Origin of the sequence: Staphylococcus sp. HMSC062A01, from assembly GCF_001836805.1 — a bacterium.
Lineage (GTDB): Bacteria > Bacillota > Bacilli > Staphylococcales > Staphylococcaceae > Staphylococcus > Staphylococcus haemolyticus.
This window is the reverse complement of sequence record NZ_KV830638.1, coordinates 65954-85354: the sequence shown is the minus strand read 5'-3', so window position 1 is coordinate 85354 and position 19401 is coordinate 65954. Positions and strand designations below refer to the sequence as shown.

Here is a 19401-nt window from a genome sequence, read left to right as displayed (position 1 = left end):
ATTTTTAGTCATCAGTCCAATTTATTATAGAGCCCTTTTTTATTGCCAGAGTAAATTTTTGTTAAGTTTTTAATACTTAGCGTCATTAGATTGCTCCTTCCTATTGTTGCCAGATAAAAAAGCTCATAAAACAAAAAGGCCAGTAGTCCCATTGTTAAACAAATACGTAATAAGTTAAACAAGAGCCTCATGGCCTTTGCTTCATAAAATTTTGATTAATTCAATTTCAATATAATTCAAGCTTTTTTCATCTTTTATATCTATATACCCTATATAATTTTTTGAAACATTTCTTATATGAAAAGATTAAAAAAATTCACAATTACAATTTTTTAAGTTGTTTCAAGCATGATCAAGTTAAAAACTGTCGAAAATAAAGTTGCTGACAATAAAATTCATGAAATTGTCAAACTTTTCTAAATAAATATTATAAAGCTGTATTCAAAATTGCATTACGAAATTAATAGTATTAGTCTATAGGTGTAATAAGTATTTATCGAAGGGATGTTGTAATAATGAAAGCAGCAGTATGGTATGGTCAAAAAGATGTTCGCGTGGAAGATCGTGAACCTAAGCAATTAAAAGACAATGAAGTAAAAGTAAAAGTTTCATGGGCAGGTATTTGCGGAACTGATTTACATGAATACTTAGAAGGACCAGTCTTCATCTCTACAGATAAACCTGATCCACTACTTGGACAAAAAGCACCTGTTACTTTAGGTCATGAGTTTGCTGGTGTTGTTGAAGAAGTTGGTAAAGACGTTACTAAATATAAAAAAGGGGACCGTGTGGTTGTTAACCCAACTGTATCTAAACATGAGAAAGATGAAAGTGTTGACTTATATGATGGTTATTCATTTATCGGTTTAGGTTCTGATGGTGGCTTTGCAGAATTTACAAATGCACCAGAAGAAAATGTATATGCATTACCTGAAAGTGTATCTGATAAAGAAGGCGCTTTAGTAGAACCAACTGCAGTTGCGGTTCAAGCAGTTAAAGAAGGTAAATTATTATTTGGTGATACAGTAGCAGTATTTGGTGCTGGTCCAATTGGTTTATTAACAATTGTTGCAGCTAAAGCAGCTGGTGCAAGTAAAATCTTCGTATTTGATTTATCTGAAGAGCGTTTAGCTAAAGCTAAAGAAGTCGGCGCTACACATGTAGTTAACTCTGGTAATACAAATCCTGTAGACTTTATTAACAAACATACTGAAAATGGTGTAGATGTTACATTTGAAGTTGCTGGTGTTGGCGTAACATTATCTCAATCAGTACAAGTTACGCGTCCAAGAGGTACAGTTGTCATCGTATCAATCTTTGCTCATGCAGTAGATTTCGACCCAATGTTATTAACTAACTCAGGTGTTCAATTAACATCTACAATTGCATACTCACCTACTACATTCCAACAAACAATTGATTTAATTGCGAACGGTAGCTTAGATGTTAAGAGCGTAGTAACAGATGAAATTGAATTAGAAAACATTGTTGAATCTGGATTCGAACAATTAGTAAACGATAAATCTCAAGCTAAAATTTTAGTTAAATTAAATGGCTAATTTGAATTAACACATCGATACATTTTAACTTGATTTAAATAAAAGCTTTTAATCGACATCTCTACAGATGAAGATTAAAAGCTTTTTTCTTAACATTTATTTATCATACATGCCTTTACCATCAAGAATATGGTCAATATATTTTTCAACTCTGCTTTGTCTTGTTTGACTGCGCTTTGCTTGTGAAATGTGATATATGTACTGATGCTGTCTACCAGGCGTTAATTTGTAAAATGCCTCTTCTAACTTAGGATTATCATTGAATGCTTGCTGTAATTCTTCAGGTATTTCATAGTCCTCTGTCTTCTTCATTTCAACTTTCTTGCCGGCCTTTTCAACTTCAATGGCTTCATTAATATAATATAAAATTTCATCTCGACGCGCTTTAATTTCATCCAGTGTTTTAAAGCGTAATTGTCTTGCTGCTTGAACTCGCTCTGTTTGTTGAATTAGCGTTTTATATCTATCTTCTAAAATTGCACCTTTATGAAATAGTAACGCTACATAATGTTTAAAACCATGAATCGTTATAACATTTTTATCATTAACGATATATGTTGGATGCATCCATTTATATGCTTCTTCTAATTCTGACTCATCAAATATTAAATTTCTTAAATATTGATAAGATTCCTTCCATTGACTTTCTTTTTCTAAAAAAGCTAATACCTGTTTATCGGATTGTTTCTCTGGCACCTTGGTCACCTCATATCGTTAGTTTGATAACAATACAATCACTATATTATTTAAGTCAATAAATAACTATTAATTACACAATCATTTGTAAATTTACAAAATCATAAATTGACTAATGAAATGATAAGCGTATAATTATAACGTATCATTTTTGATGAATATTAAAACAACATAAAGGAGTATTTATGGGACAAAATCATAACGAAGGTAAAATCAGTCTGGTCCAACTTGTATTATTAGGACTAGGAAGTTTAATTGGTTCAGGTTGGTTATTTGGTGCATGGGAAGCTTCTTCTGCAGCTGGTCCTGCAGCCATTTTATCTTGGATTATCGGGTTTATAGTTATAGGAACGATTTCTTATAACTATATTGAAATAGGAACAATGTTTCCGCAATCTGGTGGTATGAGTAACTATGCTCAATACTCACACGGTTCATTGTTAGGATTTATTGCCGCATGGGCAAACTGGGTATCATTAGTTACTATCATTCCAATTGAAGCAGTATCCGCTGTACAATACATCAGTTCATGGCCCTGGGATTGGGCCAAACCAACTTCTGCATTAATGCATAATGGTTCAATCAGTACGACCGGATTATTCGCTGTCTATGTCATTATCATTATTTTTTCTTTATTAAACTATTGGTCAGTTAAATTATTAACGTCTTTCACTAGTTTAATTTCGTTCTTTAAATTAGGTGTACCGTTACTAACAATCATCATGTTAATGCTTTCAGGTTTCGACACTAGTAACTACGGTTCATCTATTGGCGAATTTATGCCGTACGGTAGTGCACCAATCTTTGCAGCAACAACAACATCAGGAATCATCTTCTCATTTAATGCATTCCAAACAATCATTAATATGGGATCTGAAATTAAAAATCCTGAAAAGAATATTGCACGTGGCATTGCAATTTCATTAACGTTGAGCGCAATTCTGTACATCATACTACAAAGTACATTTATTACATCAATGCCACAATCAATGATTCATGAGCATGGTTGGAGTGGTATCAACTTCAATTCACCATTCGCAGACATGGCAATCTTATTAGGCATCAACTGGTTAGCTATTTTGCTATACATCGAAGCAGTTGTTTCACCATTTGGTACAGGCGTTTCATTTGTTGCGATTACTGGTCGTGTATTAAATGCAATGGAACGTAATGGTCATATTCCTAAGTTCTTAGGTAAAATTAATACAACTTATAACATTCCACGTGTAGCCATCGTATTTAATGCGATCATCAGTATGGTCATGGTGACGTTATTCCGTGATTGGGGTGTATTAGCCGCTGTTATTTCAACAGCAACATTAGTCGCTTACCTAACAGGACCAACTACGGTAATGTCGTTACGTGAAATGGGACCTAAATTACACAGACCATTCCGAGGCACGATGTTAAAAGTAATGGCACCATTATCATTTGTACTTGCTTCATTAGCAATTTATTGGGCGATGTGGCCAACCACAGCTGAAGTTATATTGATTATTATTTTAGGATTACCAATTTATTTCTTCTATGAGTATAAAATGAATTGGAAAAACACTAAAAAACAAATTGGCGGAAGTATATGGATTATTGTCTACTTAATCTTATTAGCTTGTATGTCATTTATCGGTAGTAAAGAGTTTAAAGGTATTAACTTAATACACTACCCTTACGATTTCCTAGTTATAATAGTTTTAGCACTTGTCTTTTATAGAATTGGTATTACAAGTCACTTCAAGAGTGTATATTACAAACGCGCTAAGAAGATTAATAAACAAATGAAAGAAGATACAATGGAAGCAGAACAACAGGAAGCTGATAGAAAAGAAGCAATCCAACAACATAATGATTAATATTGTAGGGAGTGGGACAGAAATAATATTTTCCAAAATTTATTTCGTTGTATCCCCAGCTTGCTTAGCTTGTAGAATTTCTTAATGAAATTCTCTTTGCTGGGGCCCCGAACCCCAGCTTGCTTAGCTTGTAGAATTTCTTAATGAAATTCTCTTTGTTGAGGCCCCGAATCCCAACTTGCTTATCTTGTAGAATTTCTTAATGAAATTCTCTTTGTTGGGGCCCCGCCCACCAAGCAAGGTTGACTAGAATTAAAAAAGCTTGTTAAAAGTGTATTTTTAAATCAGTCAACTACTGCCAATATATATTTGTAGTCTGAGTCATTGAATTATGTCACAGGCTCTTTTTAGAATAGAACAGCATTCAATATCTTTCAACTTATAAAATAATGCTATAGTTAAAGTAATTGATAAATGTTGGGTGATGATCTGATGGTAATAATTAATACGAAGTATGGTGCTTTTGAAGGTTTGACACATAAGAATTTAGATTTATTTCTAGGCATTCCTTATGCATATCCCCCTATTGGACATCGTCGTTTTAAACACGCTAGTCCTATCTATAGTTATAATACATTGGTTGATGCTACACAATTCAGAGCAATCCCTCCACAACCATTCAATAAATTAGAAACGTTTTTTTCAACTACGAAACAGAAATTTCAACTTAATGAAGATTGCCTACATTTAAACATTTGGCGTCAATCGACTGGCAAAGCAAAGAAACCTGTAATCATTTACTTTTATGGTGGTGGCTTTATAAATGGTCATGGTTCAGCAGAATTATATACTCCAGAACATATTGTTGAGCTACATGATGTCATTGTGATTACGTTCAACTATCGATTAGGTGCATTAGGATTTCTAGATTGGTCTTACTTTAACGCGCACTACGATAAAAATAACGGTCTATCTGATCAAATTGCGGTATTAAAGTGGGTTGCACATTTTATTGAGTATTTTGGCGGAGATCCTAACAATGTTACATTATGGGGTCAATCAGCAGGCAGTATGAGTATTCAAGCATTGATGCAGCAACCACAACTTGACCACTATTATAATCAAGTCATGTTATTAAGTGGCATATTGCAGTTAGATTCAGCAGAAACTGGCATGATGAAAGCACAATATTTTGATGATTTAATGCAACAACACTTTTCCGGAAAAAGTATAAACGATTTAGATGATCAAGCCATTCTACAATTAATGGCATATGAGGAGAAAGCACGTGGCAAATCTAAAGGCTTAGAATTAATATATCAACCGATTAAAGATAGCAAGATGTATAGGCCTCTATCTGAATTCAACAAACCGATTGTATTAAGCTATACGAAAGATGAAGGCGATTGTTATATCCGAAATGAATCACGTAAACTGAACCCTCAACGTTTCGTTGATGTCATGAAATTAAATCATATCCACGTCGATTTCAGTCGTGTTCAAACTGGAAAACAACAAGCATATGTCGTGACGGAGTTATATTTTAAACAGCCTACATTTATGTTACTTCAACAAATGAGTAATAATTCTTATCGTTGGTTGTTACGCTTTGATTGGGCTCGACCTGAACATGTTCATTTTGCAAGTGCTTATCATATTTTAGATTTAGTCTTCTGGTTCGGTAAGATGGATATACTACAAGGTCACTCTATTAAAATTTCAAACAATGAGTTCGAATTAAGCAAACGTATGATAAGTGACTTAGTTCATTACGCTAGAACAGGCACCATGCCCTACGAACCTTACTCGATAAATCGCATAGAACCACGTGTATATAAATAAGGAAAACCCGTGATAGATGCACGCATCCATCACGGGTTTAAAATGGTTATATGATATTAACTTTTAGCATAATGTACGTTCTTTAATGTAAGTACAATAATCAGTCCTAATAAACCTATAAAGGCACTTACAAACGTGACCGCTTCAACATTCATATTTGAAACAACAAGGCCTCCGATAATACCACCTAAACCAATACCTGCATTAAGACAAGACATATTCCAACTCATTACTTGACTTGTGTCACCTTCAACATGTTCGATAATACCACTTTGAATCGCAGGGTTCGTACTCCATTGCACGATATTCCAAATAAAGAGTCCAACTAATAATAGTATTGTTGTAGATAAAATTAAATTAATAGCTAACATAACTATAATAAATACTGTGAAAGCAATAATTAACCATCGCTTACTAGTCAACTTATCAGCTAGCACACCACCCATTGATGTACCAACAACACCGGCAACACCATTAACGAGTAGCGCTAATGATACATAGCCCATGGAGTGACCATTCTCTAAAATAAGTGGATTGATAAATACAAACGTCACTGAATTAGCGATTAGAATAAGCAATGTAATTGCTAAAAACTTAACGATCTCAACTGGTCGAACAATATGAGTTGTAACTTGATTATCATCGGAAACGTTATTATACATTCTATTGGCTTGATTGAGTTCCGTAGTGGTTGGAAGATATTTCAACATTAATAAGCCGGTAATAAGACTAATAACAATAATAAATACGAATGTGAAACGCCAACCAATCCAATCACCAATCATCGTACCGATTGGCACACCAAAGACATTTGCACCACTAAATCCAGTATAGACAACGCCAATCATCTTACCTCTGTTCTTAGGTATCGTTAGCATTGCTGTTAGTGCTAAGACTTTGACGATAATTAATGATGCAGCGGCTGATGATAATATACGTCCGATGACTAAAATCGTAAAGTTAGGCGCTACGACGATAATGCCATTCCCTACTATAAAGATGACTAAAGTCCATAGTAATACGGGACGTGCAGGGTATCGATTGGTTAATTTAACAAGTATAGGTCCACATATTGCAAAGGTTAATGCATAAAGCGTGACAAGTTGTCCAATAATCGCTTCTGAAACACCTAAGTCATCACTCATTAAATTCATGATACCAGCGACCATCATTTCAACCATACCTACAATAAATACGCTGATGATAAATGTGGCTATCCGCATAACAGACATCATTCATACCCCTTTCATTTAATCATTTTTACATAAAAAAACAGCTACGCACTGTTCTTCAAGTTTCGTAACTGTTCCATTATATAATATTCACTTATATTTTTCTTCCCCAATGTTTTAAAAGAGACTTTCATTATTGTTGTATTGATGTTCGATAAGTTCTTGTAGAAATGCTGAAAGAACAAGTAATGCAATTGCACCGTAAGTCACATAATTATTATGCAATACAAAATCAAAACCAAAATTCATATTAAAATAACTTTCAACTAGGCTTATTAAAAATCTAAGTATATTAAATAGTGCAAGTAGTGTAATCATAATTCCAAGCAGATGGGATATAACTTTCATATAATTTGCTCCTTCGTTCAATGATTTAGTTATATAGTAAAATTTTCAAATTAAATACTACTTAGTTTAATCTTAATTTTTCCTTAAATAATTATTATCGGAATAGTTAAATGTTAAAAAGTTATATAAGATAGATATTGAGGTGGTTTAAATGAACGGCGAAGTACTTATTATTGAAGATGACAAAGATATTAATGAGTTAATGAAATTATCTTTAAGTACAAAAGGGATACGACACATTAAATCCGTTGATAATATTAAAGATGCAAAATTTGAATTATTGAACTTCAATTTTCAAGTTATATTATTAGATTTAAATTTAAAGTCTGAAGATGGTTATCAGTTATTGAAATATATTGATTTAAATGATACAGCCGTTATCGTAGTTACTGCTAAAACAACACATTTAGATGTTTATAAAGGCTTCGAACAAGGTGCAGTTGATTATATTAAGAAACCCTTTGATCCTATGGAGTTATATTATAGAGTGTCTTTACATTTAAATGATAAAGATCAGTCGATGTATCGTTATAATGATTTAACTATTAACTTCAATAGTACGGAGGTGTGTATTAATGATAAACCAATCAACCTTACGAATCGTGAATATAATTTATTAGCGTATCTTGTTAAAAATAAGAACCAAGTACTTACGAAAGATCAGCTTTACGCTAAAGTATGGGGATACGATACAGGTGTCGATGATAACACTTTGATGGTACATATTAGAACTTTGCGTAAGAAGATTGAAGCGACTCCTAATTCACCTAAGATGATTAAAACTGTACGCAGCAAAGGGTACATGTTCAAGGAAGATGGCAATGATCAATAAATTTACATTAAAGTTTCTTAAATATATGACTATATTTGTACTTCTAAATTTCACTATCACGTGTGTATTAATAATTATATTGTTTTTCAAAGTTTTACCTAATATTTATTGGGATATTAACGAAATTGAACCAACCTATTTAGAAACATACGGAGTTGCCAAAGAACCAAATGACAATCTTAAATCGTTAGCCAAGAAGAGTAACGTTGATTTATATTTCGTCCGTAAAAATGGTGACATTCTCTACCCAAAATGGAAACGTAATACAAATATAAAACCAACGCTATTAAAAAACATAAATAACGCGAATTCTGTTGTATCAAAAGAAGGCACGTATCTTGTTTATATCTATAGAAATAAAATGAAACAACCTAAAATAACAAATAGCGATGAAATCAAAACATCACAACTACTTGATAGTTTATCATCTTTAGATTTCAATCATTACAACTATTTGATTTCAAATAATGAACTTCAATTTGTGAAGAATCCAGGTCAAAGAACTATACTGTGGAATGATAACTTTGGCAAAGCCTTTAATGATAGCAAGAATACGTATATTGTACTTTTCATTTCGTTCATCGTTGCTAACATCATCTTAATTGCTTTAACGGCCATTCTAATTTCAAAACGTCTTACAAGACCGTTATCCTTTTACATTGATTGGATTGGCAATTTGTCTTTAGGTAAACTACATCAGCCTACGTCGAAACGTAAGCGATTTAAGAATCGTCGAACATATCCGGAACTGGACGCATCTTTGTCGAAATTGAATGAACAAATGTTGTCTGATAAGTTTTATCATAATCAAATGTCATATTATAAATCGAAGTGGATTAGTCAAATCTCTCATGATCTAAAATCACCACTTACAACGATTTATGGATACTCTAAACTAATACAAGCTGATGAAGCGTCACAATCTTATGTTCAACTTATTTCGGAGAAAGCAACGTTTATGAGTGATTTGATTGATAGCTTGAATCAATCGTTTGATATGGAAACCAATCAGATGAAGCATGATAAAGAGAACTTTCCTATTCAATCAACAGTTTATCGAATTGCTCAAATTATTGGTTACCAATCCCTAACATGCGACTTTCATCTTGAAGATGAATCAACGTTTTATGGGAATAAATTGTATTTCGAGAGACTTCTGATAAATTTAATCAATAATAGTATTGATCATAATGAGATCAACCCTAGCATAAAGATAACTATTTCTAAAATTGAAAATAACTTGATGATTGATTATATGGATGACGGACAAGGCCTACCTCACGCTAATATTGATGCACTATTTAGACAGTCGTATACGTCTAAAACGAATAAAGCTCAACATGGTATCGGTTTATCTATCATAAAAGACGCTGTTAATTATCATCATGGTTCAATTACACTATTACCATCTAAGCAAGGTGTACATTTCCATATCGTATTGGTGGATACAGCATAGTAAATTAAAAGTCAGCTTTCATTTGGAGAATCAAGTGAAAGCTGACTTTTTAATTTAATTATCTTTCGCTTCTTCATCGGGTGCATTGAGTGCACTATTACGCGCCACTAATTGATGACGTACGTTAAAGAATTGATTATAGCTTAAATATGTCGCAATTAAAGCTGACATTATCGTGGCTGTGGTATGGATAAATACGACAAGTAATTGGAATTTAATCGCTTGTAGTGGAGGTACGCCACCAATAATCAATCCTGTCATCATCCCTGGAATAGAAACTAGGCCATATGTTTTTACCGAGTCTATCGTAGGTACGATAGCAAGTCGTATACTCTCTCTAATTGATGCTTTAGAAGCCAATTTAGGTGTTGCGGCTAATGTAAGCTTAGATTCAATATCGGTAATATCTTTAACAAATGCTCGATCTAAATTCTGGTAAGCCAAATTAATCGCGATAAGGCCATTATTCGCTAACATACCACCTATCGGGATAACTTCATTTGCTTTGAAATCAATTGCTCCAGCTAATACAGTAGCAGTTAGTGGTAAAGCAGTTCCAATAAATATAGCGATAAATGAAATCCAAAAGACATGATGCATAACAGGAGAAGCACGGTTAATTGTGTTCCACGATGCATTTATAATAATAATTAACACTGCTAACATTAATATCCATGCTTGATCTATTTTGAAAATATAGTGCAATATAAAACCTAAGATGATTAACTGTACAACTGCACGTACGGAAGCTACTACTAAATCTTTAATAATATGTAACCCTTCTTTATACGAAATAAAGATTGGAATTAATAATAATAATGCAGTTAAACAAAGGGCTGTATTACTCATTCTGATTTAACGCCTCCTCTTTCGTTATCTCACCATCACTAATTGTTATTCTTCTATGAAAATGTCTCATACTCTGGTCATCACTATGCGTAATCCATAAGACTGCGACACCTTCTTTAACCATGTCAAAAATCATTTGTTCAATAATGTGCTTATTTTGCGTGTCGAGTGCACTTGTAGATTCATCTAGCAATAATATATTCGGACGATACATAAGTTGACGTGCAATCGTAATCCTTTGACGTTCACCTCCGGATAGATGTTCAATCTTAGAGTTTAAATCATACTGACCTAAGTTCACTTTCTTCAATAAATCGAGTGCCTTTTCCTTATCAAAGTGCGCTTCACGAGCTAACGCTGGAAATGACATGTTATCCCCAATCGTCTCACCAAAAAGTTGACTCTGTTGCATGAGATAACTTATCTTCATACGCAATTCTTCAGGAGGATAGTTATTGAATGGCTTATCTTTGAAATAAAGTTCCCCATCTGTCGGGCTAATTAGATTATTAATCTGCTTTAAAAATGTACTCTTCCCACTACCAGATGGACCAATGATCGCTACTGCCTCACCTTCATTTAATTGAAAGTTGATATTTTTGAGTATCATACGTCTATCCGCTTTATATGATAAATTTTTGATGTTTAATAACATCTGTTACTAACCTCCTCTTAACTATTACTTTTATTGAAAAATAAATTAAAATACTTTTTTGTTTAACCTGTTCTAGCATCATTTATATCTATAATAACAAAAAAAGAAGTAAGATAAGCGAATTCAAGTTAACATTTATTGATTCACTGTATCTCACTTCAATCCGAGTAAATCGATTACCAAATAATCGAAATAATAATAGAGAGATATGAAATTAAGTTATTTATCATATGCAACGTAATGGTGATTGCTAAGTTACGGCCACTATAGTGATACGCAACTACAAATCCAATTGCCATAATTAAATATGGCCCAACTTCAAATGGAGATGATGCGCTTAGTACGTGTAATCCAGCAAAGAATAATACTGATACAACGTACATTGCACCATATGTTAATTTCTTACCGAGTTCATGAATAATGAGATGTCTAAAGAGTAATTCTTCAACGATTGGCGTAACGATTACTATATCTAAAAATAATATTGGCCAAATCCATCTCGTCTTAAAGAGTTCCTCAATTTGTTTATTATTTTCAGTATTATTAAACTGATATTTTTCAGGTAGCAATTCTATTAAGTTTCCGTATAAAAATTGTGCTAAATACATCGCAATGAGAACAACAATAATCAGTATGATATGTTTTTTCAAATCTTTAAAGCGTTGAATTGATAATGGAATAAGTGATTTGCGATGCATTAAATAAAATAATAGTAATAACAGACACTGTCCTAATAAGACAAAAATTTGATTAATCCCCATTAATTGTTTTATAAAAGGATCTTGTGAGGTCTGACCCGTAATAGCTACAATCGTAATCATTACAACTATTGTTAATATCAACGGCAAAACAATATTAATAATTAAGTAGCCTGGTATAAGCCAGAAATCACGTTTAACAATTCGTTTTGATGCAAATTCATTGTTTAGTTGTGAATGCTTAGATGTTTCTTGCGAATGTTCATATTCATTTGTCATAAGTCTCTCCCTATCTATTCTTTTTGAATATGTAAATTTCAACTATTATCAAAAATTAAAAGAACTTCTCTACCATTGTAGTAATAAATATCACCAAATGTACAGAGCTATGATAAAGATATGATGCTGCTAAATTCTTTCCACTTCTTATGTAAATAATGATAGAGCCAATTGATAATATTAAATACGGTATCACTTCCATGATGGATATCAAGTCATATACCTGTACACTCACTTCTATCACTATACTCAATACAATAACTACCATCAAATTCAGCTTTTTTTCGAGTTCATGAATGATTAAATGTCGATAAATTAATTCTTGAATTAAAGGTTGTAATACAACCACTGTAATAAAAGAAAACACAATTGCAATTGGATGATTGAATAGACCTTCAAGACGAAGTTGCGCTTGAGTTACATCATAACTTAAAGGTTTAGGTAGTTTCTGCGCTACATAATTAAAAGTATAATATAGCAATAATGCACTGATACTCACAGTAACTATTAATGGTAAGTAATTACGTTTAACAATGCGAAATTGTCTAAATGCCACATCAGCAATATAAAGTTTATGTAATGCAAAAAATGACACGATAACAATAAATTGCGCTATAACGAAACTGACGCTCAACATCAAATTATATAAATATAGTGGTGGTGGATCTTGCGTTATCATCGCATGAACACCTAGAACACCGAATACAATAATAATTGGCATTAAAATTTGAAAAGCGATGTAAATGGGTATTAATAAGAAATCTTTTTTTACTACTTCAGAACTTCCCCATTGATTTCTTAAACCCTCTTGTGTCAATGACTTTTCCTCTTTATCCATAGGTCACCTCTTACATCTTGTACATCATACTTTATCATCGAAATACATGTATGTCATATATCATTTGTTATTCTATCAGATTATTAATATTAAGAAATTGAAAATTTCTTCCTATTTTAAATTGTAAAAGATTTACATTGATGTATGATTTAAATTGTAGAAAGTTCAAAGGGGGAGAAATAAAATTGATTTCTATACTTACAGTTATGCAGTTTATTGTTAACATCATGATATTTATTGTGATTCTTTCAATAATCGGCTTAGTACTTGTGTTGCTATTTAAAGATAAAGGGCAGAATCAACACAGTGTCTTACGTAATTATCCTGTTCTAGGACGTGTACGTTACTTTGCAGAAAAGATTGGACCAGAATTACGTCAATACTTATTTGCAAATGATACAGAGGGGAAACCATTTTCAAGAAATCAGTACACAAATATTGTGCTAGCAGGTAAATACAACTCTCGAATGTCTAGTTTTGGAACACAACGAGAGTATAAGGATGGTTTTTACATACGAAATACAATGTTTCCTTTACAACGTAATGAATTACAAATTAATAATCAAACTATGATTTCAACATTTGTCTATAAAGTGGACAATGAACGCATATTTCAACGTGATGAACATCGATATCAAACAGCTATTGATCCGTACTACTTAACAGACAATAATGCTATTATTCTCGGAAACAATTTAGAACATCCTTTTAAAATCAAACGACTCGTTGGTCAATCAGGAATGAGCTACGGTGCACTTGGTGGTCGTGCAATCACTGCATTATCACAAGGGTTAGCCCGTGCAGGCACATGGATGAATACAGGTGAAGGTGGATTGTCAGAATATCACCTTAAAGGTGGAGGCGACATTATCTTCCAAATCGGACCTGGTCTCTTTGGTGTTCGTGATAAAGATGGTAACTTTAGCGACGATCAATTTCTGAAGACGGCAAATCATAAAGAGGTCAAAGCATTTGAAATTAAGCTCGCACAAGGTGCCAAAACTCGCGGTGGTCATATGGAGGGCAATAAAGTTACAGAAGAAATTGCCAAAATCAGAAACATTGAACCTTATAAAACCGTGAACTCACCTAACCGCTTTGATTTTATAGATTCACCTGAAGACTTATTACAATTTGTAGATAAATTACGTCAACTAGGTCAAAAACCAGTCGGCTTTAAAATTGTAGTGAGTAAAGTTGAAGAAATTGAAGCATTAGTTCAATCAATGATTGATATGAATATTTATCCTGATTTCATCACAATTGATGGCGGTGAAGGTGGTACAGGAGCGACATTCCAAGAGTTACAAGATGGTGTCGGTCTATCATTATTTACAGCACTACCTATCGTAACTGGTATGTTAGAGCAACATCAAATTAGAGGTAAAATGAAAATCTTTGCCTCAGGTAAATTAATTACTCCAGATAAAGTAGCAATTGCTTTAGGATTAGGTGCAGATTTAGTTAATATTGCTCGTGGCATGATGATTAGTGTAGGTTGTATTATGAGTCAACAGTGTCACTTAAATACATGTCCTGTGGGTGTTGCGACGACTGATCCTAAGAAGGAAAAAGCATTAATTGTCGATGAAAAGCAATATCGAGTAACGAACTATATTACAAGTTTACATGAGGGACTATTTAACATTGCGGCCGCAGCTGGTGTCAAAAGTCCAAATGAAATTACAACTGACCATATTGTAATCAAACGCATTGATGGTTCAATAGAAAATATCATTGACTATAAATTGAAATTAATAAGTTAACTCGATGGCAAAGAGAGTTAAGGTTGGATAAAAATAATACTTTGAAGCTATATCACAAACTCGTAATAGCTGACTAGTAAGAGAAGGTACTCATATCAAGTACCTTCTCTTTTTTGTAATTTCTTGAGTTAAGCGAGCACCAGTTAAATATCCTCTCGGAAATTCTATCCCCTACCTTTTAATTCTTACTAATTCAGTTCGATTTCATTTTAAAGTGCTGTATAATAATTAAAAATAAATAATCAGAATATTCTATTAATTGTAGGTCATATTTATGACAGACAATCATCCAAATTGGAAATTTGAAACACAAACGATTCATGCTGGACAAGTTATCGATGAATTCTCAAAATCACGTGCTGTGCCTATTTACCAAACATCAAGTTATGTCTTTGATGATACGCAACATGCGCAAGACCTATTCTCTCTGGCTAAACCAGGTAATATTTACACACGAATTATGAACCCAACTCAGAATGTCTTTGAAGCTCGTATCACACAATTAGAAGGTGGTGTTGGTGCATTAGCTACCTCTTCAGGTCAAGCTGCTATCACATTGGCATTACTTAATATTGTGGAAACTGGTTCAGAGATTGTAGCATCGTCTAACCTATATGGCGGTTCTTATAACTTATTAAACATCACCTTTGCAAAACTAGGTATTAAAGTTCACTTTGTTGACCCTAGTGATCCTAACAACTTTAAAGCAGCAATTAATGATAAAACAAGAGCGATTTATGCTGAAACAATCGGTAATCCAGCTATAGATGTATTAGATATTGAAGCGGTAGCACAAATTGCACACGATAATGGTTTACCACTTGTCATTGATAATACATTTGCTTCTCCTTATTTATGTCGTCCATTTGAACATGGTGCTGATATTGTTATCCATTCAGCTACTAAATTTATAGGGGGCCATGGTACATCAATAGGCGGCATTATAGTAGATAGCGGTAAGTTTAATTGGGATAACGGTAAGTTCCCTGGATTAGTCGAACCTGATCCAAGTTATCACGGCATTTCATATACGAATGATGTCGGTGAAACTGCATACATCACTAAAGCACGTGTTCAATTATTACGTGATTTAGGTTCAGCTGTGTCGCCTTATAATGTTCATGAATTTTTAATTGGTTTAGAAACATTACATCTACGTATGGAACGTCACTCTGAAAATGCCTTAAAAGTTGCTCAATTTTTAGCTCAACACCCTAAAGTCACTTGGGTAAATTATCCTGGTCTTGAAAACAACAAATATCATAACTTAGCTAAAAAATATCTACCAAAAGGTCAAGGTGCAATTCTGACATTTGGCGTAGACGGATCAGTTGATGACATCGCTCGCTTCGTCGATAAATTGCAACTATTCTCATTACTCGCAAATGTAGGAGACTCCAAATCACTCGTCATCCATCCTGCAAGTACAACGCATCAACAATTGACTGAAGCGGAACAACGTCAATCAGGTGTACTTCCAGAAATGGTTCGTCTATCTATAGGTACTGAAAACGCTGAAGATATTATTAACGACTTAAATGATGCACTTAGTATTATTTAAATGATATAAAAATAAGCTGTAACGGATCTTGAGACATTAATTTATGTCCCCGGCTCCGTTACAGCTTTTCTAGTTCATTATTCATCTGTCATATTACTTTTTTGTTTAAAGCCTAATTTTTTTAATTCTCTAACGGTCCCTTCCATATTGACCTTCTTATCATTTTTAGATGTTGACATTAAAGAGAAATACTTCTCGACTTCTTTAATATCTGCTTTTTTATAGTTTATATCGATTGTTTCAACCCATTTTTCATGATTATTTTCTAAGCTATAAGATACACCTTTAAGGTCTTTCAATTGATGATGATCTTGGAACGTCTTCTTAGCTTCTTTCCTGGACATACCGAAATCATTATACTTCAATGTTGTTACAGTTGATTGTTTTACTACTTTATTCTTTTTATAAGACAATGTCGTTAATACATGCTTCCCTTCCATGTCCCCTTCATATGTCTTAGAGCGTTCCTTACTACACGCGCCTAATATACTTACACTTAACACCATTAATATCGTCAATACAAAGAACTTTTTCATCATACTCATCTACTTCCCACTGTGTCATTTTTCAATTAAATTATAGCATTTACTTTATCTTATTATGTATATCATTACCAGATAATTTTGATTAGAAACAATTTTTTCAGAAAAACAAAAATCTACATGCTACAATGTTAGTAAATAATGACGTTAGGAAGTGTGTGTATATGAAAGAATCAATTGAATTATTAAAATTATTGACTGATGTGAATGGCATTGCTGGTTATGAACGCAATGTAAAGTCAAAGATGAAAGAATATTTAGGGCCTGTAAGTGATGAAATTATAGAAGATGGTTTGGGTGGCATATTTGGTAAAAAAGCAAGTGACAATGGAACAAAATCACTTATGGTAGCTGGCCACTTAGATGAAATTGGCTTTATCGTGACTAAAATCGATAATAATGGATTTATTAAATTCCAACCTATTGGCAGTTGGTGGAACCAAGTTATGTTATCTCAAAAAGTAACTATCACAACGGATGACGGCACTGAAATTCGTGGTCTTGTCGGTTCAAAACCACCACACGTACTTGACCCAGAGGAACGTAAGAAGCCTGTCCAAATTAAAGATATGTACATTGATATCGGTGTTCGAAGTAAAGAAGATGCTGAGAATCACGGTATCGAAGTTGGCAATATGATTACACCTTATAGTGAATTTGAAGAATTAGCGAATGGCAAATATTTAACTGCAAAGGCATTCGATAATCGCTACGGTTGTGCACTTGCGATCGATGTATTAAAAAGACTTAAAGATGAACAAATCGGTGTAGATTTATATGCAGGGGCAACTGTGCAAGAAGAAGTTGGCTTGCGTGGTGCTAAAGTTGCTGCTAATAAAATCAAACCTGACCTCGCTATTGCAGTGGATGTTGCAGTCGCATACGATACACCAGGAATGAACAACCTTGGAAGTGAGACGACTTTAGGAAATGGGCCTGTAGTAATCTTAATGGATGCATCTAATGTTGCACATCAAGGCTTACGTCAACATATTAAAGAAGTTGCAAGAAGACATTATATTACTGTGCAATGGGATACAACAGCTGGCGGTGGTACAGATGCAGGAAGTATCCATGTTGCAAATGAAGGTATACCTACAATTTCTATTGGCGTTGCCTTACGTTATATGCATTCAAATGTGTCAGTACTCCACACAGATGATTATGAAAATTCAGTGCGCCTTGTAACTGAAATCGTTCGTTCACTAAACGATGACGCTTATGAGAGAATAAAATGGTAAGTTACTAGTTAAAATATTATGAAGTTGATAGTTTAATTCATATCATCTAAATAACGCATTTTCACACTAGTGTGTGGTGTGCTTAATATAATGAAGATTAACGTCATTTGACGTCACTAAACCCCAGTCTACTGCCATAGACTGGGGTTATAATATTAATCTTCATTTTAATTTTAAATATTGCAATTAATTGCTATTCTACTGAATTCTTCCAACTATCATCACTTAACATTTCTCCAGGCCAAGTATAAGCCATAACACCACCATCAATTCGAACCGTTTCACCAGTAATAAATGAACTATCGTCAGATGCTAGAAATGCAACAAGTTTACCTACTTCTTCAGGTTTACCTAGTCGACCTAATGGAGTGACCCATTTTTGATTATTGCGGAACGTTTTACCCGCTTCATCTTCTGAAGTACCAGCTAAATTGTCTACTAATGGTGTTTCAATTGTTCCTGGTGCAATAGCATTCGCACGAATATTCTCACGACCATATTCAATAGCAATAGATTTCGTAAAGTTAATGACTGCACCTTTGGCAGCGTTATATCCAGAACGATATAAGTCGGCAGCTTGTCCTGAGAATGATGCCGTATTAATAATAGAACCGCCTTGTTCCATCATTAACGGTAATAAGAATTTGGTTACTAAGAACGTACCTCTCATATCCACTGCCATAATTTTATCGAATACTTCAACAGGATACTCGTGGATTCGGCCTGCGCCATTATCTACACCCGCATTATTAAAGATAACATCTACACGCCCATACTCATCTCTAGCTTTATCCGCAAAGTCTTGAACTTGTTTATCATCTGAGATATCTACTTTATACGCAGTAGCTTTACCTCCATTACGATTTATTTCTTCAACCGTTTTTTCTAATTCATCCGAAATATCAAGTGCGAGTACATGTGCACCTTCATTAGCCAAGGCTTTTGCTGATGCTTGGCCGATACCTGTACTTGCACCAGTGATGACTGCAATTTTATTTTCTAAACGTTTCATAACGGCTTTCACTCCTATTTTCAAATTTCTTTAATGAAATTCAACTCATCTATACAATGTTTATCTTTCCACACTTCAAACACCCTCAAACCTTATTCTCATAATGATAGCGCTTCATCACACAATTTAATTTCAATCTTGTTTGATAAGTAATTATTATTGTACTTATCACATTAATAACCAATTCTTATATTTAAATTTATGA

Annotated in this window: 17 protein-coding genes; 8 read left to right on the top strand and 9 right to left on the bottom strand. The window is 33.5% G+C overall.

The genetic code is table 11. From position 1 onward, the window contains the following. Positions 1–515 precede the first annotated feature (515 nt). Entirely contained in the window at positions 516–1559 is a 1044-nt protein-coding gene (locus tag HMPREF2715_RS08850; RefSeq protein WP_053025078.1) for a 2,3-butanediol dehydrogenase, read from the top strand. 96 nt (positions 1560–1655) lie between these two features. Here the strand turns inward: HMPREF2715_RS08850 and HMPREF2715_RS08845 are convergent, their stop codons facing one another. Further along, positions 1656–2255: a YdeI/OmpD-associated family protein gene (locus HMPREF2715_RS08845; protein WP_053025079.1), complete on the bottom strand. Its 600-nt coding sequence runs from the start codon at positions 2253–2255 to the stop codon at positions 1656–1658. Between the two features lie 185 nt (positions 2256–2440). Between HMPREF2715_RS08845 and HMPREF2715_RS08840 the strand changes: the two genes are divergently transcribed. Next, entirely contained in the window at positions 2441–4105 is a 1665-nt protein-coding gene (locus tag HMPREF2715_RS08840) for an APC family permease (RefSeq protein WP_070581926.1), read from the top strand. A 432-nt stretch (positions 4106–4537) separates the two neighbouring features. Beyond that, positions 4538–5887, top strand: a complete 1350-nt coding sequence (locus tag HMPREF2715_RS08835; RefSeq protein ID WP_070581924.1) for a carboxylesterase family protein — start codon at positions 4538–4540, stop codon at positions 5885–5887. A 56-nt stretch (positions 5888–5943) separates the two neighbouring features. Here HMPREF2715_RS08835 and HMPREF2715_RS08830 read toward each other — a convergent pair whose 3' ends face one another. Both HMPREF2715_RS08830 and HMPREF2715_RS08825 read right to left on the bottom strand, forming a co-directional pair. Next, positions 5944–7119: an MFS transporter gene (locus HMPREF2715_RS08830; protein ID WP_053025082.1), complete on the bottom strand. Its 1176-nt coding sequence runs from the start codon at positions 7117–7119 to the stop codon at positions 5944–5946. 117 nt (positions 7120–7236) lie between these two features. Then, positions 7237–7467 (bottom strand): hypothetical protein, encoded by a 231-nt coding sequence (locus HMPREF2715_RS08825; RefSeq protein WP_052071612.1) that lies wholly within the window; start codon positions 7465–7467, stop codon positions 7237–7239. 151 nt (positions 7468–7618) lie between these two features. On the opposite strand from HMPREF2715_RS08825, the gene HMPREF2715_RS08820 reads away from it, so the two are divergent. Continuing rightward, positions 7619–8299 carry a response regulator transcription factor gene (locus HMPREF2715_RS08820; protein WP_053025083.1) on the top strand — a complete coding sequence of 227 codons (681 nt, stop codon included), beginning with the start codon at positions 7619–7621 and terminating at the stop codon, positions 8297–8299. Continuing rightward, positions 8289–9755 carry a sensor histidine kinase gene (locus tag HMPREF2715_RS08815; RefSeq protein WP_070839878.1) on the top strand — a complete coding sequence of 489 codons (1467 nt, stop codon included), beginning with the start codon at positions 8289–8291 and terminating at the stop codon, positions 9753–9755. Before HMPREF2715_RS08820 ends, HMPREF2715_RS08815 begins: the two co-directional genes overlap by 11 nt. Positions 9756–9809: 54 nt before the next feature. Here HMPREF2715_RS08815 and fetB read toward each other — a convergent pair whose 3' ends face one another. The 4 genes from fetB to lnsB form a co-directional block, all read right to left on the bottom strand. Continuing rightward, the gene (gene fetB / locus HMPREF2715_RS08810) at positions 9810–10604 is read right to left on the bottom strand and encodes an ABC transporter permease (RefSeq protein ID WP_037550211.1); all 795 of its coding nucleotides are present in this window, start codon (positions 10602–10604) and stop codon (positions 9810–9812) included. Then, a complete protein-coding gene (locus HMPREF2715_RS08805; RefSeq protein WP_070581920.1) occupies positions 10597–11259 on the bottom strand; it encodes an ABC transporter ATP-binding protein in 663 nt (220 codons plus the stop codon). The genes fetB and HMPREF2715_RS08805 overlap by 8 nt, the downstream gene beginning before the upstream one ends. Positions 11260–11435: 176 nt before the next feature. Beyond that, the gene (locus tag HMPREF2715_RS08800; protein ID WP_053025568.1) at positions 11436–12236 is read right to left on the bottom strand and encodes a CPBP family intramembrane glutamic endopeptidase; all 801 of its coding nucleotides are present in this window, start codon (positions 12234–12236) and stop codon (positions 11436–11438) included. A 55-nt stretch (positions 12237–12291) separates the two neighbouring features. After that, on the bottom strand, positions 12292–13074 hold the full coding sequence (gene lnsB, locus HMPREF2715_RS08795; RefSeq protein WP_053025565.1) for a CPBP family lipoprotein N-acylation protein LnsB: 783 nt from the start codon (positions 13072–13074) through the stop codon (positions 12292–12294). A 188-nt stretch (positions 13075–13262) separates the two neighbouring features. On the opposite strand from lnsB, the gene HMPREF2715_RS08790 reads away from it, so the two are divergent. Further along, entirely contained in the window at positions 13263–14840 is a 1578-nt protein-coding gene (locus HMPREF2715_RS08790) for an FMN-binding glutamate synthase family protein (protein ID WP_141757453.1), read from the top strand. Between the two features lie 274 nt (positions 14841–15114). Then, positions 15115–16401: an O-acetylhomoserine aminocarboxypropyltransferase/cysteine synthase family protein gene (locus HMPREF2715_RS08785; RefSeq protein WP_070631798.1), complete on the top strand. Its 1287-nt coding sequence runs from the start codon at positions 15115–15117 to the stop codon at positions 16399–16401. Positions 16402–16478: 77 nt separating this feature from the next. On the opposite strand, the gene HMPREF2715_RS08780 is transcribed toward HMPREF2715_RS08785, so the two are convergent. Next, on the bottom strand, positions 16479–16940 hold the full coding sequence (locus HMPREF2715_RS08780; RefSeq protein ID WP_053025561.1) for a YehR family lipoprotein: 462 nt from the start codon (positions 16938–16940) through the stop codon (positions 16479–16481). Positions 16941–17107: 167 nt separating this feature from the next. Between HMPREF2715_RS08780 and HMPREF2715_RS08775 the strand changes: the two genes are divergently transcribed. Beyond that, positions 17108–18184 (top strand): M42 family metallopeptidase, encoded by a 1077-nt coding sequence (locus HMPREF2715_RS08775; protein WP_070839872.1) that lies wholly within the window; start codon positions 17108–17110, stop codon positions 18182–18184. A gap of 193 nt (positions 18185–18377) precedes the next feature. Here the strand turns inward: HMPREF2715_RS08775 and HMPREF2715_RS08770 are convergent, their stop codons facing one another. Next, a complete protein-coding gene (locus HMPREF2715_RS08770; RefSeq protein WP_070581917.1) occupies positions 18378–19196 on the bottom strand; it encodes an SDR family oxidoreductase in 819 nt (272 codons plus the stop codon). Between the last annotated feature and the right edge of the window lie 205 nt (positions 19197–19401).